Raw genomic sequence first — 23,376 nt, 5'->3', positions numbered from 1 at the left:
TCCACCGCCATTGGCAACAGAAACCCGCGCACTATCAGGGCCGAGTACCCACGACCAGGCGCCGATCACGACTCCGTGTGTCGCGGACGACGCTTGTTGCAAATGCCCTTTGTAGAGGTCGCAGTTCTCCAATCTAGACCATGATCTCATTCACTGTCAGCGCAACACAGCGTCTCTTGTCGCAGTGCTTTTAAGTCGATTTCTCTAGTGCCTCGAATAGAATCTGACCAGTGAGAGGCTTATTCTTCTCTACGACGACGGTTTCTTTTTAATGGATCCCCGGAGCTAGGGCCGACGATCTGGTGAGGTTGCCTCTTAATTGACTACCCGCGAGACATTCACTCAAGAGCTCCCGACGCGCAGCACCCGGGACACCGCCAAATCTGGCTGGAACACACGCGGGACACGGTCGTTGGAATGTCATTCACAGTTGAATCGGGTGTCGTGTCTCGCGAGGTAATCTCATGGCTTCTCTCACCGCAGCCGACGTACTGGTCGAAACCCTTATCGCCTGGGGCGTGGACACAGTTTTCGGCCTGCCCGGTGACGGCATCAACGGCATCGTTGAAGCGCTGAGGACGCATCAGGACAAGGTGCGCTTCATCCAGGTCCGCCACGAAGAAGCCGCAGCTTTCGCTGCCTGCGCCTACGCCAAGTGGACAGGACGGCTGGGTGTTTGCCTTGCGACTTCCGGACCGGGCGGGATCCACCTTCTCAACGGCCTCTATGACGCCAAGCTCGACGGACAGCCCGTGCTTGCCATCACCGGCCTGCAGTTCCACGACCTTTTGCATACTTTCACCCAACAGGATGTCGAGCTCGACAAGCTGTTCATGGATGTGTGCGTCTATAACACCCGCGTGATGGGTCCCGCTCATGTCGAAAATGTTGTTGAACTGGCCTGCCGCACTGCACTTGCATATCGGGGCGTGGCACATGTGACGATCCCGGCCGACATGCAATCGCAACCGCTAAAATCGGCACGTCGCTCAGAACGCAACGTTCCTGAACATGTCTCGGACTTGATGGCGCACTCGGCTCAGATGGCGAGCGAAGACCAACTTGCGCGCGCCGCCGATATCCTGAATTCCGGAAAGAGACCTGCAATCTTGGCCGGCCGTGGCGCGCTTGGCGCACGCTCCGAGATTCTCGATGCGGCCAAATTGCTCGGTGCCCCGGTCATCAAGCCTTTGCTCGGAAAGGGCGTCATTCCCGACGACAGCCCCTTTTGTACCGGCGGCATCGGTCTGCTCGGCACCAAGCCTTCACAAGAAGCGCTGGAGAGTTGCGACCGGCTCCTGATTTGCGGGTCGAGCTTCCCTTATATCGAATTTTATCCCGAACCGGGGAAGGCCAAGGCGGTTCAGATCGAGATCGATCCCAAGCGCGTGGGTCTGCGCTACCCGGTTGAGGCCGGACTGGTCGGCGATGTCAAGACAACGCTCAAAGCGCTACTGCCGCTGCTGAAATTCCGCGAGGACCGCTCGTTTCTGGAAGAAGCCCAGGCAGGCGTGAAGGACTGGAACGATGTCATGCTGGAGCGCGGCACGCGTGACGACAAGCCCATGAAACCGGAAGTGGTGGCGCACGAGTTGAACAAGCTTGTCCATGATGATGCGATCGTGGCGACGGACTCTGGCACGATCACCACCTGGATTGCCCGCCACCTAGCGATGCGCGGCGACATGATGTTTTCCTGCTCGGGCAACCTCGCAACAATGGCCTGCGGCCTGCCCTATGCAATTGCGGCCGCGATCGCATACCCCGACCGGCAAATCATCGCCTTTGTCGGGGATGGCGGGCTCACCATGCTGATCGGCGAATTGGCAACGTGCGTGAAGTACAATCTGAACGTAAAGATCGTGGTCATCAAGAACAATGTGCTGGGACAGATCAAATGGGAACAGATGGTGTTCCTGGGCAACCCGGAATATGCCTGCGAGCTACAGCCAATCGATTTTGCGGCCGTTGCTCGCGGCTTCGGCCTCCAGGCATTCAGCGTCGATGATCCTGCCCGATGCGGCGAGGTGTTGGAGACAGCTTTGTCGAATGCCGGCCCGACGCTGGTGGAGGCGGTGGTCGATCCGCACGAGCCGCCAATGCCGCCAAAGGCGACATTGAAGCAGGTCGGTCACCTGGCCGAGTCGCTGGCACGCGGAACGCCGGCGCGGGGCAAGATCGCGCTGACAATCGCCTCCAATGTGGTTCGCGAAATCGTTTGAGGCGAGCCCGTGGTAGCGAGCGGTCCAATTGTCAACCAAGTCACGGCGCAGGCCTTCTGCATCCCGACAGACGCGCCAGAGGCAGACGGGACGATTTCCTGGGACAGCACCACGGTGGTCGTTGTGACCGCAAGCGCCGCCGGACAAAGCGGCCTGGGCTACACCTATTCTGCGGCATCCGTGCCGGCGATCGTGATCGACGTGCTGGCCCCCCTCGTTGTCGGCAAAGATGCTTTCTCTATTCCAAAGCACTGGGCCGAAATGGTCCGCGCAGTGCGCAATATCGGCTGGCGGGGGCTATGCGCCACCGCGATCTCGGCAGTTGATACCGCACTTTGGGATTTGAAAGCTCGCATTCTCGATCTGCCGCTTGCGAGCCTGTTCGGATGCGAGCGCCTGGAGGTGCCCATCTATGGCAGTGGTGGTTTCACCTCCTACTCCGACGAGCGTGTGCGCGACCAGCTCGCGGCCTGGGTGGAGCAGGACGGCTGCCGTTTCGTCAAGATGAAGATCGGCACGCATCCGGCGGACGATCTTAGTCGAATCCGTGTCGCGAGGCAGGCGATCGGTGACGCTGAGCTCTTCGTAGACGCCAACGGCGCCTTTTCGCGCAAACAGGCCTTATGGTTCGCCGAGCGATTTCCGACGTTCGGGATCAGCTGGTTCGAGGAGCCTGTCTCGAGCGACGATCTGGAGGGACTGCGTCTGCTGCGCGACCGCGCACCGCCGGGAATAGACATCGCCGCCGGCGAATATGGCTACGAGCCCTTTTATTTCCGCCGTATGATCGAGGCCGGCGCCGTCGATGTGCTTCAGGCGGATGTCACGCGCTGCTGTGGCTTCACCGGCTTCATGCGCGCGGCCGCTCTCTGCGACGCCTACGCGTTGCCCTTATCATGCCACTGTGCGCCCGCACTTCACCTACATGCCGCCTGCGCCGTCCCGCGTTTGCGCCATCTCGAATGGTTCCACGACCATGTCCGCATCGAACATATGCTGTTCGATGGTGCTCCCGTCCCGTCCGGCGGCGTCATCCGGGCGGATCTGACCCGGCCGGGGCACGGTCTTGTCTTCAAGTCCGCTGATGCGGAACGCTTCTTGCTCCGACCGGCGGGAGAGAGCCCATGAGCCATGTCATCGAAGTAGACCATGCGCGGGCGGGCATCCGGCGCCCTGTGCGGCGCATTGAACGCGGCGGCAACGGACGGATCAGAAGCGCTTTCGTGCCGACCGGCGGATCGACCAAAGAGCTTGCAGCAGCACTGCGTAGCGGCATCGAGGGCGAGGTCCGGTTCGATGATGGCAGCTGCGCGCTCTATGCGACGGACGCATCGAACTACCGGCAGGTGCCCATTGGCGTCGTCATTCCCCGTTCGGTGGACGACGTCGTGGCGGCCATGGCGATTTGCCGCAAGTCCGGAGCGCCGATGGTCATGCGCGGCGGTGGAACGAGCCTTGCGGGACAAGGCTGCAACGTCGCGGTGCTCATCGATTTTTCAAAGTATTTGAACCGCATCGTTGCGCTCGATCCGGAGCGGCGGCTGGCGCGCGTAGAGCCAGGCTGCGTGCTCGACACGCTCAGAAGCGCCGCCGAGCAACACCATCTGACCTTCGGGCCGGATCCCGCCACACATGACCACAACACGCTCGGCGGCATGCTTGGCAACAATTCCTGCGGTGTGCATTCGATCATGTCGGGGCGCACCTCGGATAATGTCGAGGCGCTTGAAATCCTGACATATGACGGAATGAGATTGAAGGTCGGCCGCACCGACGACGCCGAGTTCAGGCGTATTCTTGCGGCGGGCGGCCGGGCGGGCGAGATCTATCTTCAATTGGACGACTTTCGCCATCGCTATGAGGGCCTCATCCGAGAGCGCTATCCTAAGATCCCGCGCCGCGTATCGGGTTACGAAAATCTCGATCAGCTGTTTGCTGAAAACGGTTTCAATGTGGCGCGCGCGCTGGTCGGGACCGAATCGACTTGCGTCACCATTCTCGAAGCAACGCTCGAGCTGATCGCCAGTCCGCCCGAGCGCGTGCTCGCCGTCATTGGTTTCAAGGACGTGTTCGAGGCTGCCGATGCGGTCCCCCAAGTGCTGCCGTTCAATCCAATCGCGTGCGAAGGCATGGACGACATGCTCGTCGAATTCGTGGTGCGCAAAGGTGTCCATCGTGAGGATGCCGAGTTGGTGCCGGAAGGCAAGGGCTGGCTGATTGCTGAGTTCGGCGCTGATACCCGCGATGAGGCCGAGGCCGCGGCGCGCAGACTGCTCGATGCCTTCGAGCGGAAGGGAAATCCAGTCGAACTCGTGGCCGACAAACGGCGGCAGGCCAAGATTTGGGAACTGCGCGAGGCAGCGCTGGGGGTCACAGCGCACGTGCCGGACTGGCCTGAGGGAGGGCCGGGATGGGAGGACAGCGCCGTCCACCGCGACAACCTGGGCCGATATCTGCGCGACCTCAAGGCCCTGTTTCATCGTCATGGCTACGAGGCATCGGTCTACGGCCATTTCGGCGACGGGCTGATCCATTGCCGCATCGACTTCGATCTAAGAACCGAAAAAGGCCTCGTCAACTTCAACGCCTTCATGCGTGATGCCGCCGATCTTGTGGTTCGCTACGGCGGCACGCTCTCGGGCGAACACGGCGACGGCCAGGCCAGGGCCGAATTGCTGGAGAAGATGTACGGCCCCGAAATGATTCAGGCCTTCCGCGAGTTCAAGGCGATTTGGGATCCCGCGGGCATGATGAATCCCGGCAAGGTCGTCGATCCCTACCCGATCACCTCAAACCTGCGTTCGGGACCGGAATTCCAACCCGAGGAAGTCGATGCCTATTTCGCCTATCCCGAGGACGGCGGCAGCTTTCTTTCAGCGACGCGCCGCTGCGTCGGTGTCGGGTCCTGCCGCAGGACCGACAGCGACAAGAGCGTCATGTGCCCGAGCTACATGGCCACACGGGAGGAACAATATTCGACCCGTGGGCGTGCCCGCCTGCTGTTCGAGATGATGCGGGAGGGGCCGATCACAGATGGCTGGAAGAGCCGCGCGGTCGAGCAGGCGCTCGATCTCTGCCTTGGCTGCAAGGGCTGCAAAAGCGACTGCCCGGTCAACACCGACATGGCGACCTACAAGGCTGAGTTCAGGGCGCACCACTACAGGGGCCGCCTTAGACCCCGCGCCGCCTATTCGATGGGCCTGATCGAGCGTTGGTCGAAACTCGCGCAGTATGCGCCATGGCTCGCCAACGCGCTTACTCATGCGCCCGGCATCTCGACGGCCGCGAAATGGGTGGGCGGCATAGCGCCGGAGCGCTCAATCCCCGCATATGCTCGACATAGCTTCAGCGAATGGTTTCGCCGTCGCACGAGAGTGAGGGGCAAAGGCCCGCGTGTGATGCTGTGGCCCGACACTTTCAACAACTACTTCCGTCCGGCGACCGCGATCGCGGCAACCGAGCTTCTGGAGTCGCTCGGCTTCGACGTCGTAATCCCACACCGGCATCTGTGCTGTGGCCGGCCCCTTTACGATTGGGGCATGCTGGACCAGGCGAAGGCACTCTGGCTGGAGGTGATGACGAGCCTGGAGCGGGAAATCGCTTCCGGAACGCCGCTCATCGGCCTGGAGCCGGCATGCGTCAGCGCGTTCCGAGACGAACTTTTGGGACTGTTTCCTGCCGACGACCGCGCCAGACGGCTCGGCGCCCAGACATTTTTGCTGACTGAGTTCCTGGATCGGAACCTCGAAACCCTGAAGGATCTCCGGGTAGATGGCCAGGCTCTGGTACAGATCCACTGCCATCATCACGCAATCATCAAGCCAGACGCCGAAATACGCGTTCTCAAGAAGATCGGCCTCGCTCACGAGGTGATGAAGTCAGGGTGTTGCGGAATGGCCGGATCGTTCGGCTTCGAGGCAGGTAAATACGAAGTCTCGATGGCAGCCGCAGAACGCGTGCTCTTGCCAACCGTGCGAGCCGCACCTGCCGACGTCATGATCCTCGCAAACGGCTTCAGCTGCCGCGAGCAGATCGAGCAGGGGACCGGCCGAAAAACCCTGCACGTCGCGGAAGTGCTTGCCAACGGCGCGGGCAAGCGGACCGTACGCTAGCCGTTCAAGCATTTGGCGCGTCCGTTGGTTCACCGCCCAGCTATGTCGATACACAGCTAACCAGAACACCGAGCGGCGCACCGCAACCGGCAACCTAGCGCAAAGCGGGCCCGGTCGCGCAACTGCGCGCCTCCACCAGGGAAGGATCGCCATTTCGAACCTCCCAACAGCTCTCGGCGCCGCAACGCCAGAAATGGAGTTCGAGCCGCTTTTTGCCGAGCCGCAGGTCTTTCAAGGTGAATTCAGGCATCCAGTCCGGCAGCGTGGGATCGATGTACAGCTTGCCATTTGGAGCGTCGGGCTGGAAGCCGATGATCGCCTGCAACAGTGAAAAGCACGACCCCGCCGCCCAGGCCTGCGGAACATTCGCTCCCTTATACTGGACCGGGAACGTTGTGGGCGTTCGCGGCAACCCGGCGAACAGCTCTGGCATTCGATGTTGCATGAAGTACATTGCGGCGCTGCTCACGTCGCGACAGAGGCGACAAGCTTCCGCCGAGAAGCCATAGCGTCGGAAACCGAGTGCGATCAGTCCGTTGTCATGCGGCCACACGGAGCCGCATTGATAGGAATGTGGATTGTAGGCAGGGTGATCGGCCGAAAGCGTCCGGATACCCCAACCGCTCCACATGTCCTGCATCATCAGCCGCCGTACCACCCTAGCGGCTCGTTCGGGTGGAACTATTCCCGACCAAAGACAGTGACCAGGGTTGGAGGCCACGCTCAGCACCGGTTTTTTATCGCCATCGAGCGCAAACGCGTAGAAGCCGGACGCCTCATCCCAGAAGACCTGGTTGAACCGGTCGAACAAGCTCTTGGCTTTGACACGAAGCTGCTCGGCACGTCCGCCGTCGCCTTTGGCATCGAAGATTTCAGCCATGCGCTGCCAAGCATCGTAGACATAGCCTTGCAATTCGCAAAGCGCCTTGGGTCCCTTTACCAGCGTGCCATCTGTATAAACCAAGGCATCGCCGGCGTCTTTCCAACTCTGATTTTCATATCCTGAAGCCGAGCGGGTTTCATATTCCTGGAAGCCGTCACCGTCACGGTCCCCATAACGGTCAATCCAATCCAGGCACTTCTCGGCCGTGGCGATGTGTCGGTCGAGCAGGCTGGCGTCACCGGTGCATCGCCAAGTGTTGTGAAGCACGATGAGGTAAAGAGGCGTTGCATCGGCTGTGCCGTAATACGGCGTATGGGGGATTAGATTGAAATGGGCGAGTTCGCCGGTGCGAAGCTCATGCATTATCTTTCCTGGTTCCGCATCGCGGTAGTCGTCGCGCTCGGTTGCTTGAAAGCGTCCCAAAACGTCCAGGGCACCGCGCGAAAAATCTGGGTAGACCAGCGCATTCTGAAGGGAGACTATCAGGCTGTCACGACCGAACAGGCCGATGAACCAAGGCAGTCCGGCAGCCGGGACATATTCTAGCTCGTCCGTCCCTTCGATCGGCAGCCGCAGCGCGGCCATGTCTTCGACCGCCTGATGATAGAAGCGGTAAAATTCGTCATTGGAACAGCTGAAGTTCAGGGCACTGCCCCGCCATCCTGCGAGACGTTTCGCCGCTTTAGAGCCAAGGGCTTGGTCAATGCAGACGCGCGGTGCCCGATAGACCGTATCACCATTGCCAAAGTCATAGAGAAGGCAAGCATGCCATACCGCGCCCGGTTCGAGCTTAATGTCGAAACTGATCCGGCCGTTGGCATAGACGGGCTTCTTGGTCGTCCGGCGGATTTTAACCGTGACCTCTCGCTTGAAATCCTGATTGACGTAGGACGTGCGAAGGCGTGCCGGTTTGGACGACCAATCCGTGGTGATCCGTCCGCGGCGGATGATCGGGCCGCCCTTGACTTCGAACAGGTCGGCAAAGTCGCTGCGCATAGCAACTTCCAAATTGAACCGCACAGCCTTTTGCCCGTGGTTTACCAGATCAAGATCCTCATGGAGCCCCTCATCCAACGCTCGGCCGATCACCAGCCCCAGGCTGCCCGCCGGCACATGGCCTGTTTCAGTCTCGAACGCCTGGTTCACGAGATAGACCTTGGCTGCGAAGTAGGCGATATTTCCGGAATTGAGGAGGTCCCATGGTTGCCCATTGGCAAAGATCTGCCAGCTGGATATCAGCCGTGTGTCAGACGCATATAACCCGTTGTTCGTGGGCCAAGCGATCTCGCCGTCCGGTTCAGTCACAAGAAAGCTGCGCCCCTGGTTGATTGCTAACCGAGGCGGTCCAATGGTAATCTTTAGCGTCATTGATCCAACCGTCACTAACTGCCGGGCTCAACCGACAAGACCTGCCATGAACGATTTGAGAGCGGCTTCACCTCACCAGTGTTCATCAAAAAAACTTGAAGCAGCAGACGGAACTCGCCCGCCAGCGGGACACCATGCTGCTTCGCCGGCGCCATGGCGGCCGCGGGCTATACGCGCCATCTCAATAGTTGCAGCCAACCTCGCCACCGGCGTGAAAGCAGACATCGCGGATGATGACCATGCTGAGGTCACGCTCGCGCGCCAACCAGCTGACTTGGAGTTGGCTCGCACCGCGCAGACACTTGCTGGCGCGAGGAACATGGCAATCCAGAACCACGCCGCCAAGACTGTGCCGCAGGAAATGGACTGGCGAGCCAGTGTGGCATAGACGATCGAAAACGAGTGAGGCGGCGCCGACCGGAACGAGTGGATGGAGCGCAACGGGAGTGCTCCGCCGCTCGTTGGCATCGCTGGTTGATCCAAGCTGGATAGTCGAAACCATTGTCTGCATGCAATTGCCGGGCGCGTAGCGCAATAGAGCCTTGGCGCAATTTGATAAACAGGCAAACATGGAAAGCATAAATGGCTTTGCGCAGACTATGACATACCCGCCAACACCTATTGTCCGCAACCAACTCCTAGACTCGCCCGCTGCCGAAAGGTGGCGGGTTTTTTAGCTCGTGGAACATACCTCCGCCCTCGCAGTTATGTGCATTCCGATTGCTGAGTGTGGGGAAAATCATGAAGCGAGACTTTGCATACCTGTGCGCTTGGGCGAGCGCACGGGGCATTAAAATCTATCAGCGTTCAAAGACGGTATGGATCGCGGCTGGCGGCTATCAAGGCCGCGATTTGGAAGTTAAGGGGCGGTCGCCAGCTATCGCACTCGCATTATGGATTGAGGCTACTCAGTACAGAGGCTCGACATAGGGCTAGCTGAATAACGAGGTACCTGGCACCTTGCAAGACAAGGTGGCCGGCGTCTTTTTTTGGGGGCGGGTGGGGTAGACCCGACTTGGCAGGACGCCGGCCAGGCGGATTGGGGTCCGCCAAGAGGTATGATACCAGAAAAACCTTGTAATTCGATGTTCCGCGATAACGGACCATCCGCGCTGGAGATGTGGCGCAAGTCTAGCCCAATTTAAGCGGCCCCCCTTCGCGCTTCAGTACCCCATGAGGTGGCGCAATCCGACGATCGGAAGGTAAACCGTCCAGACCAAACAGACCAAGATTGCGACGACAATCCCAATGGATGGTGCCCATTCCTGCCATGTCTTCAGGAGCCAACCGCTCCACATTTCCAGTTGAGTTTCCATCGCGCTATCCCGGTAAACGCCGCAATCCTGACGTAGCGCTCATTCGACGATGTCGCAAGGTAAGAGGATCATTATGCGCCATAGGAAGCTTGCAGCGGCCGCATCGTGGCACTATTTGGTTGCATCGCCGGCGTAGCCTTATTGCACATTCCATCGGGACGGCTGCGTATCTCAGCTTAGTTTAGGCGTACAATCGGCGAATGGGGCTTGATGGCCATGCGAACCGCTTTGGCCGTAACGCGCTTTGCCAGAGATTGGCGGAATTCACGAAGAGTGAGAGAGACTGGCGTCCAGGCCTTAGCAACGGCACACCCATCGAGATAAGACGGCGGCTGCGCTAGGTCATGGTTGGGTCGTCGCGCACCAGAGCGTTGTCTCGGTCCAATGACTTCTTTGCAAGCAGGCAGTGGTCGTCATTCCCTTTGCCGACCCGTCCATGAGGATGCCGCCTGAATGGCGCTTGGCGCCTCGATCTGGGTGCGCCTGAATATGGCGTTGCCGTTCAACTCCTCCACCAGATACTGTCAATCGATGCCTCCTGAAACGCCGCCCAGCGCGTTAGCCGTGTCCCGCGGCTTTCTGGATCCAGTGCTCGGCCTCTAGAGCTGGAAATTATTCTGGTGACTTGAGGGTCCGGTAACTTGCGAATTCGAACTCGCTGATCTTGCGCGTGCCAAGATCGGTGACGCGGACCCACGGTTTGCCGGATGTTCGCCCCGGCTTCAGGGGTCGCTGGACTGCCTTCACAACGGCGTGAACATGGCTGTGGGCTTCCACTGAAGTCGTGCTGATCACCTTCGTGCCGTTCATCGCCTCGACTTTGAAACTTGCCATCGGCTCCGATCTCCCCGAGCCAATCTCTACCCAAATCCGACATCGAAAGGAACCGTCATGGCTGTTTCCTGTGAACAGGATTCACGTGCCGAGGTGCTCGTGCACGAAAGCGGCTATTCGAAAGATGAGCGGGTTTTTTCGCTTGGATGCAACTGATGGTTTGGGGGAGCGTTGCTACCCTTGGCCAGCATCGTCCTCCGCTGGCCTGCTCCCATGAAGCCCGTCACTGTTTCCGCAGTGGCGGGCTTTTTTAACTGATTAGGCGAATCGGCGCAGCAACTTTGGGCCTTGGTCTCGGTGCCAAAACGATGGCTTCGCACGTCAGACGACGACTTGCAGAAATAGCCCGACCCAGCTCTGCGGCGCCGGCCACCCAGCGCGTACTTTCCGGAGCCGGCGACAAGGCCGACCCCTAGCGCTTACCCCATTCAAGGCGTCCGGTTCGACAAGGATGCTGCGATCAGGTCGTCGCCAGCAATTTGGCCGCGACCGTCATCCATGATGCCGCCACCTTTGGAAGCTTGCTACATCGGCCTCGGTGATACGCGCTGACCTTACTCTCGCCTGGCGATCAACCAGAGGCGTCATGAGGGCTTGCGACCTCTCACGGGTCATCATTTTCGTTTGTGCGGTGAATGGCGCTTTAACATGCACAACCCGCCGCCAATGTGGCGGCGGGTTATAAGTTTCCTTCGAGGTTTCAGTCGTAGACCTTGACGATCTTGCGGGTGCTCGGGTCCACCAAAACCGTGCGGTTGTCGACCACCACATATCGGTATTTGACATTGGGAACTTCATGGAGCTCGACCGTGTCCGGCAGAGCCGTGCCGACATTCAGCTCAAGTCCGAGAAGGTTCACGGAAGCCAGCGGTTGCTTCTTCACGTATTCGCGCACGACGGTGTCCTGTTCCGGTGTGATGACAACATCCTGTGCCGCAACTGCGCCGATGCCGGCCAAAAGCAAGAGCGCCGCAGCGGTGCTGGTAAGGTGTATCCTCATGGTTTTTCTCCTATTGTTCCGGCGACAGCACAAACTTTCTGCGCGCCAGCCAGCTGAACACGTCGGCAGGCCGAACGTTCCTCTAGCGGGCTTCAGTCTGAACCCTGACCGGACCAAAGGCCGATCACAAAACGCAATGGTCTTACCTCTTGAGACTAGGCGGAACGACTTAGGGCTCGGGCAGTTGCTTCTCCAGATTCGGAGAAGGCAGATGGATAAAAGCATTGGCCAAGCGCGTTGGTTGCTCGCGCCAATTTTCGCGACAGCCGTCACTTTTCTGGTGATCGGAATATTCCTTGGCTGACATGTCGTGGATCGGCACAGCTACGTCCCTTTCTGTGCTGATAGGACCCGCAAGCCGCCTCGCTGGCTGGCGGGTCCTCTATTTTCAGTATGTTTGGTAAGCAAAAGAGAATGACATCGATCCAGACAACGAATGAGAGTGATAACGCAAACCGACCGGCAAATGACAACGATGATCATGCGCCTGGGCTATTGGACGCTGTTTCTTTGACCAACGACGAAAACATTGCCGCCCTCGTAAGGCGGCCCGAACGCGTGGCTATTTTGGTGATTCTGGGAATGGGGGGCTGGTTGATGTTGGTGCCCGCCATTTACCTTGTATTGAGCCACGGAATATGAATGACCAATTACGCCCCCGCCACAGGGGCACGCCATCTCGCGCGACCGGCTGCGATCTCCATGCAATGGCCGGATCACATCCGTGGCTTTCATGCTTTGGCATTGCCGGCGAAGCACGGGGCGATATGGGCGCCAAGCGTGGACCCGCTCTGCACAGTCCTGTTCTAGCGAGAAGTGATCTTTTACCTCTGCCGGTGAACGGCACCGATCAAAACGGGTGATATTCCAGGGCGTATCCACCAAGCCGTACGGTGCGAATGATATCGCCATGTGAGGAATTCTTGAGCGACTTGCGCAGCCGGCTGATATGAACATCCACAGTGCGCGGACCGACATAGACATTGCCCGGCCAGGCCACCGCAATCAATTCGTCGCGGCTGAGCACTTTTTCCGGGTTCTCGAGCATGTGACGCAGCAGTCTGAACTCGATCGGCCCCAGCAGAATTTCTCTGCCGCTGCAACGCACGTGATGGCTGTCGACCTGCATTTCGACGTCGCCATATTTCAGCGACATGATTGGCGGGGTCCGCACGCTAGATTCTGGGCTGGTTCCGAGTTTGGAATGCAGATAGTCAAGCAGCTTGGACGGCGCCAATGGCCTCATGAAGCTTTCGTTGATTCCGGACTTCAATAGCGCCAGATGCTGGTTCTCGGCACCAGCTGCAATCAGCGCGACGACGAGGAGGGCGCTTGTCCGGGCGTCCTGCCTGAGGCGTGTACAATTGTCAGCCATCCGATTGTCTGGCCGGCAATCGAGTACGCAGGCCCGCACCGTTGTTTCCGCGGCCAATCCGAACATTTCATCCACGTTGCTGGTCAGCGCACTGGTGAAGCCGTCCACGTCAAGAATGTGGCTGAGCACGAGATAAAACTCCGCGTCATGCGTGCATATCACGATGAGTGGCTTCATAGTCGCGGTTCAGTTCTCTCAGGCGGCGTGGCGCAATGCCCGTCTCTTGGCACACCCCAACTGCCAGGCAACTGCCGGATTTCCGAAATATCTCCGGTTTTCAGTCGATTGGCTTCGTGCCGCGCAGGACCTGCGATACGGGTCACCAGTCGGCCCTCAGGCACCTTTTAGCCTTTTCGAACGAGCACGACCTGCGCCCATTAAATCTTCAATTGATGACCGGCATCCGTTCGGGGGAAAGTTCACTTAAGAATTCGATTTCCTTCTCGCGAACATAGATGACTTCCTCGAACTGAAAGACAGCGCCATCGATTTCCAGCTTGGGCTCAAGGTGAAGGATCATGCCCGGCCTTATGATTTCGGGACTATCTTTAGAAATGGATGGCGGCTCGGTGACGTCGAGCCCTCCGCCGTGGCCGATCCGGGAAACCAGACCATAAGCGGGGGGCAAGCCTGCATCGCGCCAAAGCTGCTCAAAGGCCGCAAAAACGTCTCCGGACGTCATCCCCGCCCTGACACCCTTTGCGAGCGCGACCGTGAGCCCGCGCGTTCGTTCGTATGCATCGATCTCCCATCGTTCGGGTGGACCGCCGCGGGCTATGCGATTTCTATCAGCGGGATAGCCACCATAAGTGGACCGGAAATCGGTCCAGGCGTACTGGCCGACCGCAAGGGGCTGCATCTGGGGTGGGCGGCTGTAATTGAACTCACCCCTGCAGAAGGTCATTGCAATCGGATCGGCGCATTCCGCTCCATTCATGATGATACGTGACTGGATCTGCCGACAAAGCTCGACTTCGGTGATGCCTAGACTTGCCTGCGAAACGGCATCATCGAAGGCAGCATTGACGATCTCGAAGGAGATGCGCTTGAGGCCAGCCTCGAACGGCGATTTGATGACGCGGGTTCGCCACAAAAGGTCCGTGGCGCTCTCCAGCAGGCCGCCGCGCGCTCTCAAGCCATCCACGATCTCCAGAGAACCGCGACCAAGCATGTCCTGGCCATAGTCGATCGCGGCCTTTGTCGTAGCAGCCGGATGGCGAGCGGAAATCTCCTGGAGGATGGCGCGCGCGCCTTCCGCAAGATAGCCAGCATAGTAGACGATCGAAAAAGCCCTCGGCCTCGATTCAAGGTTTCTGGACTCAATCCGGTTGGCTATGACGAGTATGTCTCGGTGGTCGATCACCACGAACAGCGGCCGCGAATGATAGCCCCACGACAATGTTCGGTAGTCGGTGAAATACTCGATGTTTTTCTGATTGGTGAGAACCAGGAAGTCGACCGCGTCTTGGGCCATTTCGCTGCGGACGGCGGCGAGCCGCATGGCCAGCTCGTCAAGGGACACATCGGGTGATGGTGGTGCTGGAAGCATGGTCGCCTGCTCCTGGACTGTCTCTGACTATCGTCGCTTGCGCAGCTCGGCTCGCCGAGCTGTTACGTCGCCCCTATCTTTTCGACTTCGAGCCTTTGCCCCTCGCATCCAGTTCCACCACGCAGGCCAGGCGGTCGAAGGGCGATTCCGTTACGCCGAAAACCGAGAGGGACTGATCGGTCGTGCTCAACCGATAGAGGCGACGAAGCGTTGGATATCCGTTCTTGATCGTAAACGTCTGTTGGGCTTGCTCGGAAGCCGGTGCGGCATCGATCAGCAACTTGGTTTTGGTGAATTGTGTTCCGTGAGCGCGCAACGCATCGCTGATGAACTTTTCCCCGAACTCATCAATCACCTCGTCGCTCAAGGAACGGGGCAGGTATGAGGTGTCATACATAATCGGCGTGCCGTCGGTGGAAATCACCTTGCGAACACACAACATGAGCCCATCAGGCGGCTCAAGCGCATCAAAGGCCGGATCCTGTATCTTTTCTTGCGTCAGCGAAAGGAGGCGAATCGTGGGCGTCAAGCCAAGCCGCAAAGCGTCGTCATGAGAGGTAAGCGAGAAATCGAGGTCCCGCACGAACCTTCGTTGCTCCCTCACGAAGGTGCCCAGCCCAGGCACTGAACGCAATATCCCGGCAGGCTGGAGATCGCGCAATGCCCGTTTGATGGTGATTGGGCTTACCGCGAACTCCTCTGCCAAAGCCGCTGTTGAAGGCAGCGATTCGCCGACCGCATATTCTCCAGCACGTACCCGGCGCATGATTTCATGGCGCACGTTCTCGTGAAGGACCGTCCCGGCCTGTCCGTTCATTTCAGCCCCCGACCTTGGTATACTAGGGATACCTACCGCATGTGGTCGGCGATGTCCATCCCCCTCATATGATCGCATCGCTGGATCCTTCGCGCAGCAGGATTTTACAAAACTCAAATGTCGTCTTCATAAAAATTTGACATACCTGTTATACCTGGTCTACCTTGAAGAACATTAGATGCTCAGGGAGTAAGCCGCATGGCAAGCAAGTACCGGCTCTTCAGCACGATCACTGCCGCAGCGGTAGCCTGCGCTTTTCTCTTTGGAACGGCTGGCGCTTCGAGAGCCGAGACGACGCGCGAAAGGGTCTTGCGTGAGGGCAAGATCGTCATTGGCATCTCCAATGGCGCTCCTTGGGGATTTCGCGACAAGAATGGCGACCCTGCCGGCTTTCATCCCGATCTGATCAAGGCCGCCTTTGAGGGTCTTGGGGTGGGTAAGGTGGAAATCGTCGTCACCGAATTCGGCGCGTTGATCCCCGCACTGACAGCGCGGCGTTTTGATGCGATCGCCGCCGGTCTCTACATCACGCCGGAGCGTTGCGCGCTCGTCGCCTTCAGCGACCCCGATCTCAAGCTTGCGGATGCTGCCCTGGTCGCCAAGGGCAATCCGAAGAAGATTCACAGCTACGCCCAAATCGCGGCGAACCCCGAGATGAAGTTTGGTGTGGGGCGCGGCAGCACGACTGCGAAGAATGCGGCAGCCGCAGGTCTGGTGGAGGAACGCATGCTGCTTTTCCCCGATATCCAATCAAACGTTTCCGCGCTGCTCACCGGCCGGATCGACGTTGCGGCATTTTCGGCGCCGACAGTGGCCCGCATTCTCGCCGACGAGAACATCCATGGGATCGAACGCGCCTTGCCCTTCCTGGGGGTGCAGGAAGGTGGAAAGGAGCGGTTCGGCTATTCGGCGATTGCGTTTCGCAAGGAGGATGGTGACCTCCGGGACCTGTACAATTCCCGGCTCAAGGCGCTCAAGCTCGATGGCACGGTCGAGCGCATCATGACCAAGAACGGATTTACCGATCAGGAGAAGGCGCCGGATCTGACCAGCGATCAGGTCTGCAAGGGGCAGGGCTGACCGACTCCAAGACGGCGGGAGAAGATCGTGGCGTCAGGCGACATGAAGCGTTGTTGGACAGCCTGCATTCCCAGGGCCTAGCCCCACCGCATCTTGGCCCGTGAAGCCTCAACATACGACGAGCGAACGCCCAGCTTCATCGAGGCGTTAAGGATCCAGGGACGTTCAAGCGTGACCATTATCGAGATTTTCGCCGGTATTTTCCAAGGGTTTCGCATAACGGCCGTGGTTACCGCGTTGGGGGTGCTGTTTGCAGTGCCCTTCGCCTTGATATTTGGCGTAGCGCAATATCTGACCAGGGGCGTCGCCCGCTTTGCCGTCACTGCCGTCATAGAGTTCTGGCGCAGCTCCGCGGTGATCATCCTGCTCTTTGTCTTCTACTACGTCTTGCCGGTGGTCGGCGTCCAACTGCCAGCGATCGCCGTGAGCGCTATGGTGCTGGGGTTGAACGCCGGGGGATATGGAAGCCAGGCCGTCCGGGCCGGTCTCCAGTCGCTTGATCGGGGTCAGATCGAAGCCGCTTCCGCGCTCGGGCTGCCGCGTCGGCATACGCTTGCCCTGGTCGAACTACCGCAAGCACTGACCAGGATGGCGCCGACCTTTATCAACCAGTTCATCCAGTTGATCAAAGGCACCGCTTTGGTCTCTCTTGTAACTCTAACCGACATGACGTTCCGGGCAAAGGAAATCGCCGAACTCCAATACAACCCTGTCGGCGTCTATACGTCGCTTCTGCTTGCCTATTTCGTGATCTGTTATCCCGTCACGGTGTTTGGCCGATGGGTGGAGCAGCGTATTGGCGCGGGGAGGGGCCTGACAAGTGAACTTTGATCTTCCCTTTGCCGCCTCGACCGTTCCGACGATCCTTAGCGTCATCGGGACCACCATCGGCGTTGCGCTGCTGAGTTGCGCTGGCGCCTCGATCCTCGGCTTCAGCTTTGAGATCACTCGGCGAGCAGGATCCGTGTCCGGCTATCTGATGCGTTTCGCAATCGACTTCATCCGCTCGACACCCGTGCTGGCCTGGCTCTATTTCCTTTATTTCGTCCTTCCTCATTGGGGTTTCACGCTGCCGGCGATCGTGGTCGGCATATTGGGCCTGAGCATCTATTTCAGCGGATATCTGGCGGAGGTATTCAAGGCTGGCATCGACGCCATTCCTAATGGCCAAGCCGAAGCCGCCAAGGCAGTGGGATTGAACCGGATCGATACCGTGTTCTTCATCCTGGCTCCCCAGATGCTCCGCAACGTCGCGGCGCCTGTCGGGAACCACTTTGTCTCGATCCTGAAAGCGACCCCTTACCTGGCCGTCATCGCCGTGCCGGAGATGCTGGGCAGGGCGCTCGACATTGCCTCCGACTCCTATCGCTATGCCGAGCCGCTAACTGTGGTCGGCATTGTATTTCTCGTTCTGGCCTTGACGATCGCGCAGATGGTCAAGTTTCTCGAACGCAAGTTGCTGGGGCCGGGAAGCCGATGAACGACGCTGTTCATGCAATGCAACAGCCGATCCTTGGGCCGGCTGGAATAGGGCAAGACAGTAACCCGGGCTGGCCTGGTCAACCGGCCGTGGAAATCATCGCACTCAACAAGTGGTTTGGCAGCTTCCATGCTTTGAAGAACATCGATCTTGCCGTGCCGCAGGGCGCCCGGTTCGTGATTTGCGGTCCGTCAGGATCGGGAAAATCGACCCTGATCAGATGTGTAAACGGGCTGGAGAGCTTCCGCAGTGGCGCCATTCGTATTGGCGGTGCCGATCTCACCTGGAACCAGAAACAGCTGCAGAAAATTCGCCGCGAAGTCGGGATGGTTTTCCAGCAGTTCAATCTGTTTCCACATCTGACGGTTATGTCCAACTGCACGATTGCCTTAAGACGTGCCCTCGGCAAGTCCGGGGCCGAGGCTGCCGCCATCGCGCTTCACTATCTCGAGCGGGTCAGGATACCGGAGCAGGCGCACAAATATCCGGGCGAGCTTTCCGGTGGTCAGCAGCAGCGCGTAGCGATAGCGCGCGCGCTCTGCATGAATCCGAAGATCATGCTCTTCGACGAGCCGACATCGTCGCTTGATCCGGAGATGGTCAAGGAAGTGCTCGATGTCATGGTCGACCTCGCCGCGGACGGCATGACAATGCTTTGCGTCACCCATGAAATGGGCTTCGCCCGCAAGATCGCCGACCAGGTGGTGTTCATGGATCAGGGAACCATCGTCGAGATGGCGTCGCCTGCCAACTTTTTCGCCGCACCGAGCCAGGAGCGGACGCGGCTCTTCCTGGACAAAGTGCTTTGTTGAACACTGAGGATGGACCATGACTGGCGAAACACGCATCTGGACGCCGATCGACTATGAGGCCGAGAGAAAGCAGTCGGACTGTCTGAGATTGCCCCATTCGTCCGACCTGTCGGCCTATGGCTGGATACCGATCCCGCTGGTGTGCATCAAGAATGGGTCCGGGCCGACGGCGTTGTTGGTCGCCGGAAACCATGGCGACGAGTACGAGGGCCAGATCGCCCTTTCCAATCTGGCTCGAGAGATCGACGTCGACCAGGTTTCCGGCCGCCTCCTCATCCTTCCGGCTCTCAACTTTCCCGCGGTCGCGGCAGGCAGTCGTGTATCGCCACTTGACCAAGGCAATCTCAATCGTCTGTTTCCAGGCGATGCGAACGGAACCCCGACCGAGATGATCGCCCACTATGTCTGCAAGGTCTTGATCCCGATGGCCGATGTCGTCGTCGATCTCCACTCCGGCGGCCGTTCGCTCAGCTATGTGGCGAGCGCCCTGGTGCGTCCAGGACGGACCTCCGACGAGCATGCATCACTGCTGAGGCTGATGCGGCTATTTGGAGCTCCAATCAGCTTCGTTAGCGATGGAACCGGCGGCGGCGGCCTTACAACACTTGCAGCGGCCGCGCAGGAACGTGGCGCGCTGGCGCTGACCACCGAACTTGGCGGCGGCGCAACCTTGTCCAGGTGGGGGCTGTCGCTTGCCGAGGCGGGACTAAGGCGCGTGTTGAAAGACCAGGGGATAGTGCGCGATGTCGCCGTCGAACCCGCTTCCCCCACGCGCCTCATGACGGTCAGCGGTCACAGCGCATTTGTTTACGCGCGCGATCGAGGCGTTTTTGAGCCGGCCGCGAACATAGGCGATGAGGTTGTGACGGGCCAGATCGCCGGTCGCATCCACTTTCCGGATTTGCCGACCCGCGAACCTGAAACGCTGTTCTTTGAATCGTCCGGTCTCGTGGCGTGCCGCAGGGTGCCATCGCTCACGAACCGCGGTGACTGCCTGTTCAAGGTCATGGCCGATATCGACAGCGGCGCCCTGCATGCTTAGCCCAATTCCGAGCCTCAATCCTCGGGTGATTGGCCTGCGCTGCATTCGTTGTCGGATTGTCTTTCCGATCGCGGACCATTTCGAAGGCTGCCCGACCTGTCTGAGCCAAAATATGCCGTCGAGTTTGGCGATCGAATATCAGGGTGTGCCCAAATCCCTGAAGCGCATCGATGACTGGCAGGTCTACAGCAACTACCCAACCCTGGGGGAGGGCAACACACCGCTTGTACCACTGGAGCGACTCGCGAAAGAGATCGGCGTTCGCGCGCTTTTCCTCAAGAATGAGGGCGCCAACCCGACTGGATCACACAAGGACCGCATGAGCAGGTTCGTCGTCCAACGTGCGCTGGAGATCGGTGCGTCGACGGTAGCCGCGGCCTCAAGCGGCAATGCCGGTGTCTCGCTTGCTGCTTACGCGGCTCATGTCGGGCTTGATTGCGTGATCGTGACGACGCCCGACATCAGCCCGAACTGGCGCCACGCGATCGAGATGCACGGGGCGACGTTGCTCGCCAGCGAAACCGCGCAGGGGCGCTGGCAGGTGCTCGCTGATCAGGTCAGGGCCGGGGAGTGGTACCCGGCCACCAATTTCGCTGTTCCGCCCGTCGGCAGCAATCCTTTCGGAGTGGATGGCTACAGATCCCTTGCCTTCGAGGTTTTTCTGGAGCTGGGCGCCAGCGCATGCAGCGATATCCTCGTCCCGACATCGAGAGCGGATCTGCTGTGGGGTATTGCACGCGGCTATTGCGACCTGCAGGCCGCCGGGCTTGTTGAAGAACGGCCCCGAATCCATGCCGTTGAGCCGTTCGGCCGGATTTCGAGAGTGCTTGCCGGGGAGGATTACCGCGGCAACTTTGCAGGCAGCTCGGCCTTGACTTCAATCGGTGGTTCGACCGTGACCTACCAAGCATTGGATGCGATCGCCTCTTGCAAGGGATCGGCAGTGGCCGTTGACGATATGGCCGCGCGCGACGACCAGAAACGGCTGGCGCGCTGCGGGTTCTATCTCGAGCTCTCGAGCGCGGCGGCTCTGGCCGGCCTGCGAAAACTTGCCTCCCAAGGTAGAATCGCCTCGGACGCGGCGGTCGTGCTTGTCGGCACGTCTAGCGGCTTTTCCGAATTCCAGACCTTCTCGTCCCCATTGCCGCAAATCGTCTAGGAACTCGTGACGACTTCCTACCTGTGGGGTCGCACGCAGGTACTTTCCTGCAAGAGCAGGACTTCTCCATATCTGGCCCAAAGCTGCACGCAGTCTCTGGTCCTCAGGTTTGGCGCCCCTTCGCCGCGTACGACCATAGCGGCACGAACATCGTAGCCCAACATCGACGCATTGGCGGGCAAAATGGATGGCTTGCCCTAGCCGGCGAGTATCTATCACGGCATCTGTTTTGTTGGCGATATCGAATACACCAAGGATTTGGGTATCCTCATTCCTGGCCACCAAAAACAGCAGCCATAGCCTCTTCGGTCCATATCATACCCCCTCATAGGGGTTGAGGTCACGCCGGTCCGCAACCCACGGCATCGGGTCAGTATTGATCTTTTGAAGTGGGTTTCTGCCTTTCCGCGAAACTTCTTGATTGGCTCTGGCTGCGAACCAATCGGCGCCGTCCCCTGTCAAACGGATGACAGCCGTGCGAATGACGCCCCACGTGGTCGGTTCCTGAACCACGACGAATCTCATGTTCGTTACTCCTAATGTCACACAACTCGCCAGGAGTATCTCTGTTCCGCATCGAGACGCGGCCGCTCTCAAGGCCATGGAGAGTCCGCCCGCTCAGATATAGTCGGATGGCTGCTTCCTGGTACACCCGAACAGGTTGGTTGACGGACCCTGGGCGCCACCCAGTCGACCAACAGCAGAAGCGGCTTGTGCTTCGGCCGTTTGTTCCAAATGAGCTCGCGAAGGTCGTGCATGACTGCCTGCTGCCCGCAATCGGAGCAGGTATAGAAACTTTCCTGCTCGTCGGCAGCGTCGCCTTGAGCGGCCTGGCAAACGCCGTGTCAAATAACTGGACGATGCTTGCAGTTCAGCTTTCTTGCCACGCCTCAAGCAGCGGACCGCCGGCGCCATAAACCGGGTCCGTTTCAGGGCGACCTACTTTCGGGATTATCCGCTGCGCCGTTTTGAGTTGGCCGGCAGTCGTGCACAGATCGTAGGTCCCGAAGGGCGGATAGGCGCCAACGACCAAGAGAGCGGCGGACGAGGAAAGCCGCTGGTGGCCAGTCCCGGCGGGCAAGATTGCCACGTCCCCCGCCTTCACGTTGAGCACTTCGCCTCTGTCGCCTCCGAAGCGGACCTTAGCAGAGCCGCTCGCAATGCCCAGCACCTCATGAATACGTGAGTGGTAGTGGACGTGGTCAAAGATGCCGTTGCGCCAGCAGGCGCCCCAGCCGTTCGCGCGGAAGATGTCTTCGAAGACGCTGGCCGGATCGATGTCGTCAGGCAGCGTCACCGCGCCGGGATAGACAAGCATCGGCCAGCGCGGGTGATTGGGCACCAAGTCGTCAGCGTCGAAGCGGAAGGTGAGTGGCTCTATTTGTCTTGCGCGTATTTTCACCATTGCGCCCCTTCGGATCAGCGACTGTTAAACGCGCGAGTCCAGATTTACTCCCCCGCGCGGCAGCGCTGGAAAGTTTCCGGATCATCGGACGACCAGGAGAAGCCGTGCAGGGACAGGCTTAGCCTGTCCGGCTCGGACCGGGAGAGTTCGATCGTGCCTGCGCTCATCGGGCTGCCGCCCTTGTAGCATTGGGCGGCAATGCGCAGATTTTTTCCGGTCGCGTTCGGTTCGTCGAATTCGCAGCCGACCTCATAGACGGTCAGTCCCGACGGCAGGACCTCCAGCACATCGACCTCCCCGTTCTCCTGCTCGCAGCGCACCGGATCGGTCGACCATTTGCCGAGGAAATCATTCGGCATCTTGGCTTGCACGGCTGTCGGCAACAACGCCGCCAGTGCGACAGGAACCGCGAGCGAACGCCTAGCCCCGGCACGGCGATGGTTGTGCGGCCGGGATTGGTTCTTCAGCATGGCCGATCTGGTCATAAGCATGGTTTGTCTCCTTTCTACCGCTCGCCCATTCGCAGCCGCGCCGGCCTTGCCCTTGACCGGCAGCGACAATCAAGCCGTCCTTTCCCTGACCTTTGTGGTTCTGGCCGTTGTGCGTTTCGGCGGCGCGGTGGCGGCCGCCTTGGCCTTTGCAACCTTGGTCGTCGCAGCTGAAGCCTTTGCGACCGAGACCTTGGTGACTTGCTGATCCTCGGCGCCTTGCGCCCTTGCCTTCCTGGCCAGTGCCTTGCTCTCGCGGCGGATCGGACGGCCTACTGGGCAGATCTCCTGCACAAAGCCGGTCAACGTCGAGGCCAGCGTGTTAGGCGCCTGGCGGTAATAGACGAACTTGCCGCGCTTTTCGCTCAACACCAGGCCGGCATGCTCGAGCAATTGTAAATGCTGCGAGATCGACGGCTTCGACATGTCGAAGC

General features: G+C 59.5%; 19 protein-coding genes. 10 read left to right on the top strand and 9 right to left on the bottom strand.

All coding sequences use genetic code 11. The annotated features are described in order from the left end of the window. Window positions 1-464: 464 nt before the first annotated feature. From FJ428_RS21635 to FJ428_RS21625, 3 genes are read left to right on the top strand one after another with little or no spacing between them, the layout of a single operon-like run. Window positions 465-2,222 (top strand): thiamine pyrophosphate-dependent enzyme, encoded by a 1,758-nt coding sequence (locus FJ428_RS21635; RefSeq protein ID WP_140825389.1) that lies wholly within the window; start codon window positions 465-467, stop codon window positions 2,220-2,222. A gap of 9 nt (window positions 2,223-2,231) precedes the next feature. After that, on the top strand, window positions 2,232-3,350 hold the full coding sequence (locus tag FJ428_RS21630; RefSeq protein ID WP_140880096.1) for an enolase C-terminal domain-like protein: 1,119 nt from the start codon (window positions 2,232-2,234) through the stop codon (window positions 3,348-3,350). After that, window positions 3,347-6,334 carry an FAD-binding and (Fe-S)-binding domain-containing protein gene (locus FJ428_RS21625; RefSeq protein WP_140880095.1) on the top strand — a complete coding sequence of 996 codons (2,988 nt, stop codon included), beginning with the start codon at window positions 3,347-3,349 and terminating at the stop codon, window positions 6,332-6,334. Before FJ428_RS21630 ends, FJ428_RS21625 begins: the two co-directional genes overlap by 4 nt. Before the next feature lie 94 nt (window positions 6,335-6,428). On the opposite strand, the gene FJ428_RS21620 is transcribed toward FJ428_RS21625, so the two are convergent. The 3 genes from FJ428_RS21620 to FJ428_RS21610 form a co-directional block, all read right to left on the bottom strand. Then, the gene (locus FJ428_RS21620; RefSeq protein ID WP_140880094.1) at window positions 6,429-8,585 is read right to left on the bottom strand and encodes a glycogen debranching N-terminal domain-containing protein; all 2,157 of its coding nucleotides are present in this window, start codon (window positions 8,583-8,585) and stop codon (window positions 6,429-6,431) included. Window positions 8,586-10,513: 1,928 nt separating this feature from the next. Continuing rightward, entirely contained in the window at window positions 10,514-10,735 is a 222-nt protein-coding gene (locus FJ428_RS21615) for a hypothetical protein (RefSeq protein WP_140880093.1), read from the bottom strand. Window positions 10,736-11,435: 700 nt separating this feature from the next. Further along, window positions 11,436-11,735 (bottom strand): DUF1236 domain-containing protein, encoded by a 300-nt coding sequence (locus tag FJ428_RS21610; RefSeq protein ID WP_140880092.1) that lies wholly within the window; start codon window positions 11,733-11,735, stop codon window positions 11,436-11,438. Between the two features lie 414 nt (window positions 11,736-12,149). Between FJ428_RS21610 and FJ428_RS21605 the strand changes: the two genes are divergently transcribed. Next, entirely contained in the window at window positions 12,150-12,377 is a 228-nt protein-coding gene (locus FJ428_RS21605) for a hypothetical protein (RefSeq protein WP_140880091.1), read from the top strand. 208 nt (window positions 12,378-12,585) lie between these two features. Here the strand turns inward: FJ428_RS21605 and FJ428_RS21600 are convergent, their stop codons facing one another. The 3 genes from FJ428_RS21600 to FJ428_RS21590 all read right to left on the bottom strand — a co-directional run bounded on the left by FJ428_RS21600 (window position 12,586) and on the right by FJ428_RS21590 (window position 15,476). After that, the gene (locus tag FJ428_RS21600; RefSeq protein ID WP_140880090.1) at window positions 12,586-13,287 is read right to left on the bottom strand and encodes a response regulator transcription factor; all 702 of its coding nucleotides are present in this window, start codon (window positions 13,285-13,287) and stop codon (window positions 12,586-12,588) included. 208 nt (window positions 13,288-13,495) lie between these two features. Continuing rightward, window positions 13,496-14,659: an aminopeptidase P family protein gene (locus tag FJ428_RS21595; protein WP_140880089.1), complete on the bottom strand. Its 1,164-nt coding sequence runs from the start codon at window positions 14,657-14,659 to the stop codon at window positions 13,496-13,498. A 73-nt stretch (window positions 14,660-14,732) separates the two neighbouring features. Beyond that, window positions 14,733-15,476: a GntR family transcriptional regulator gene (locus FJ428_RS21590; RefSeq protein ID WP_140880088.1), complete on the bottom strand. Its 744-nt coding sequence runs from the start codon at window positions 15,474-15,476 to the stop codon at window positions 14,733-14,735. Window positions 15,477-15,674: 198 nt separating this feature from the next. Between FJ428_RS21590 and ehuB the strand changes: the two genes are divergently transcribed. The 6 genes from ehuB (at window position 15,675) to FJ428_RS21560 (ending at window position 21,049) form a co-directional block, all read left to right on the top strand. Continuing rightward, a complete protein-coding gene (ehuB, locus tag FJ428_RS21585; RefSeq protein ID WP_140880087.1) occupies window positions 15,675-16,556 on the top strand; it encodes an ectoine/hydroxyectoine ABC transporter substrate-binding protein EhuB in 882 nt (293 codons plus the stop codon). A gap of 171 nt (window positions 16,557-16,727) precedes the next feature. Beyond that, entirely contained in the window at window positions 16,728-17,387 is a 660-nt protein-coding gene (locus FJ428_RS21580) for an amino acid ABC transporter permease (RefSeq protein WP_140880086.1), read from the top strand. After that, window positions 17,377-18,036, top strand: a complete 660-nt coding sequence (locus FJ428_RS21575) for an ABC transporter permease subunit (protein ID WP_140880085.1) — start codon at window positions 17,377-17,379, stop codon at window positions 18,034-18,036. Before FJ428_RS21580 ends, FJ428_RS21575 begins: the two co-directional genes overlap by 11 nt. Next, window positions 18,033-18,848 carry an amino acid ABC transporter ATP-binding protein gene (locus FJ428_RS21570; RefSeq protein ID WP_224519004.1) on the top strand — a complete coding sequence of 272 codons (816 nt, stop codon included), beginning with the start codon at window positions 18,033-18,035 and terminating at the stop codon, window positions 18,846-18,848. The genes FJ428_RS21575 and FJ428_RS21570 overlap by 4 nt, the downstream gene beginning before the upstream one ends. Before the next feature lie 88 nt (window positions 18,849-18,936). After that, window positions 18,937-19,890, top strand: a complete 954-nt coding sequence (locus FJ428_RS21565; RefSeq protein ID WP_246675788.1) for a succinylglutamate desuccinylase/aspartoacylase family protein — start codon at window positions 18,937-18,939, stop codon at window positions 19,888-19,890. Further along, window positions 19,883-21,049, top strand: coding sequence for a pyridoxal-phosphate dependent enzyme (locus tag FJ428_RS21560; RefSeq protein WP_140880083.1), 1,167 nt, complete (start codon window positions 19,883-19,885; stop codon window positions 21,047-21,049). The genes FJ428_RS21565 and FJ428_RS21560 overlap by 8 nt, the downstream gene beginning before the upstream one ends. 871 nt (window positions 21,050-21,920) lie before the next feature. Here the strand turns inward: FJ428_RS21560 and FJ428_RS21555 are convergent. The 3 genes from FJ428_RS21555 to FJ428_RS30965 form a co-directional block, all read right to left on the bottom strand. Continuing rightward, window positions 21,921-22,454: a cupin gene (locus FJ428_RS21555; RefSeq protein ID WP_140880082.1), complete on the bottom strand. Its 534-nt coding sequence runs from the start codon at window positions 22,452-22,454 to the stop codon at window positions 21,921-21,923. Between the two features lie 44 nt (window positions 22,455-22,498). Continuing rightward, window positions 22,499-22,945 (bottom strand): hypothetical protein, encoded by a 447-nt coding sequence (locus FJ428_RS21550; protein ID WP_140880081.1) that lies wholly within the window; start codon window positions 22,943-22,945, stop codon window positions 22,499-22,501. A gap of 69 nt (window positions 22,946-23,014) precedes the next feature. Next, on the bottom strand, window positions 23,015-23,376 hold a 362-nt coding region (locus FJ428_RS30965), incomplete at its 5' end, for an ArsR family transcriptional regulator (RefSeq protein WP_140880080.1).

This window comes from Mesorhizobium sp. B2-8-1 (assembly GCF_006440955.1).
Classification (GTDB): Bacteria; Pseudomonadota; Alphaproteobacteria; order Rhizobiales; family Rhizobiaceae; genus Mesorhizobium.
The sequence above is the reverse complement of the archived record's forward strand: the minus strand, read 5'-3'. Positions and strand labels throughout refer to the sequence as shown.

What these genes read in the sequence shown, in the direction of transcription:
- FJ428_RS21635 (WP_140825389.1), top strand. Translation starts at nt 465, where the DNA reads ATGGCTTCTCTCACCGCAGCCGACGTACTGGTCGAAACCCTTATCGCC.
- FJ428_RS21625 (WP_140880095.1), top strand. Translation starts at nt 3,347, where the DNA reads ATGAGCCATGTCATCGAAGTAGACCATGCGCGGGCGGGCATCCGGCGC.
- FJ428_RS21620 (WP_140880094.1), bottom strand. Translation starts at nt 8,585, where the DNA reads ATGACGCTAAAGATTACCATTGGACCGCCTCGGTTAGCAATCAACCAG.
- FJ428_RS21615 (WP_140880093.1), bottom strand. Translation starts at nt 10,735, where the DNA reads ATGGCAAGTTTCAAAGTCGAGGCGATGAACGGCACGAAGGTGATCAGC.
- FJ428_RS21610 (WP_140880092.1), bottom strand. Translation starts at nt 11,735, where the DNA reads ATGAGGATACACCTTACCAGCACCGCTGCGGCGCTCTTGCTTTTGGCC.
- FJ428_RS21605 (WP_140880091.1), top strand. Translation starts at nt 12,150, where the DNA reads ATGACATCGATCCAGACAACGAATGAGAGTGATAACGCAAACCGACCG.
- FJ428_RS21600 (WP_140880090.1), bottom strand. Translation starts at nt 13,287, where the DNA reads ATGAAGCCACTCATCGTGATATGCACGCATGACGCGGAGTTTTATCTC.
- FJ428_RS21595 (WP_140880089.1), bottom strand. Translation starts at nt 14,659, where the DNA reads ATGCTTCCAGCACCACCATCACCCGATGTGTCCCTTGACGAGCTGGCC.
- FJ428_RS21590 (WP_140880088.1), bottom strand. Translation starts at nt 15,476, where the DNA reads ATGAACGGACAGGCCGGGACGGTCCTTCACGAGAACGTGCGCCATGAA.
- ehuB (WP_140880087.1), top strand. Translation starts at nt 15,675, where the DNA reads ATGGCAAGCAAGTACCGGCTCTTCAGCACGATCACTGCCGCAGCGGTA.
- FJ428_RS21570 (WP_224519004.1), top strand. Translation starts at nt 18,033, where the DNA reads ATGAACGACGCTGTTCATGCAATGCAACAGCCGATCCTTGGGCCGGCT.
- FJ428_RS21560 (WP_140880083.1), top strand. Translation starts at nt 19,883, where the DNA reads ATGCTTAGCCCAATTCCGAGCCTCAATCCTCGGGTGATTGGCCTGCGC.
- FJ428_RS21555 (WP_140880082.1), bottom strand. Translation starts at nt 22,454, where the DNA reads ATGGTGAAAATACGCGCAAGACAAATAGAGCCACTCACCTTCCGCTTC.
- FJ428_RS21550 (WP_140880081.1), bottom strand. Translation starts at nt 22,945, where the DNA reads ATGCTTATGACCAGATCGGCCATGCTGAAGAACCAATCCCGGCCGCAC.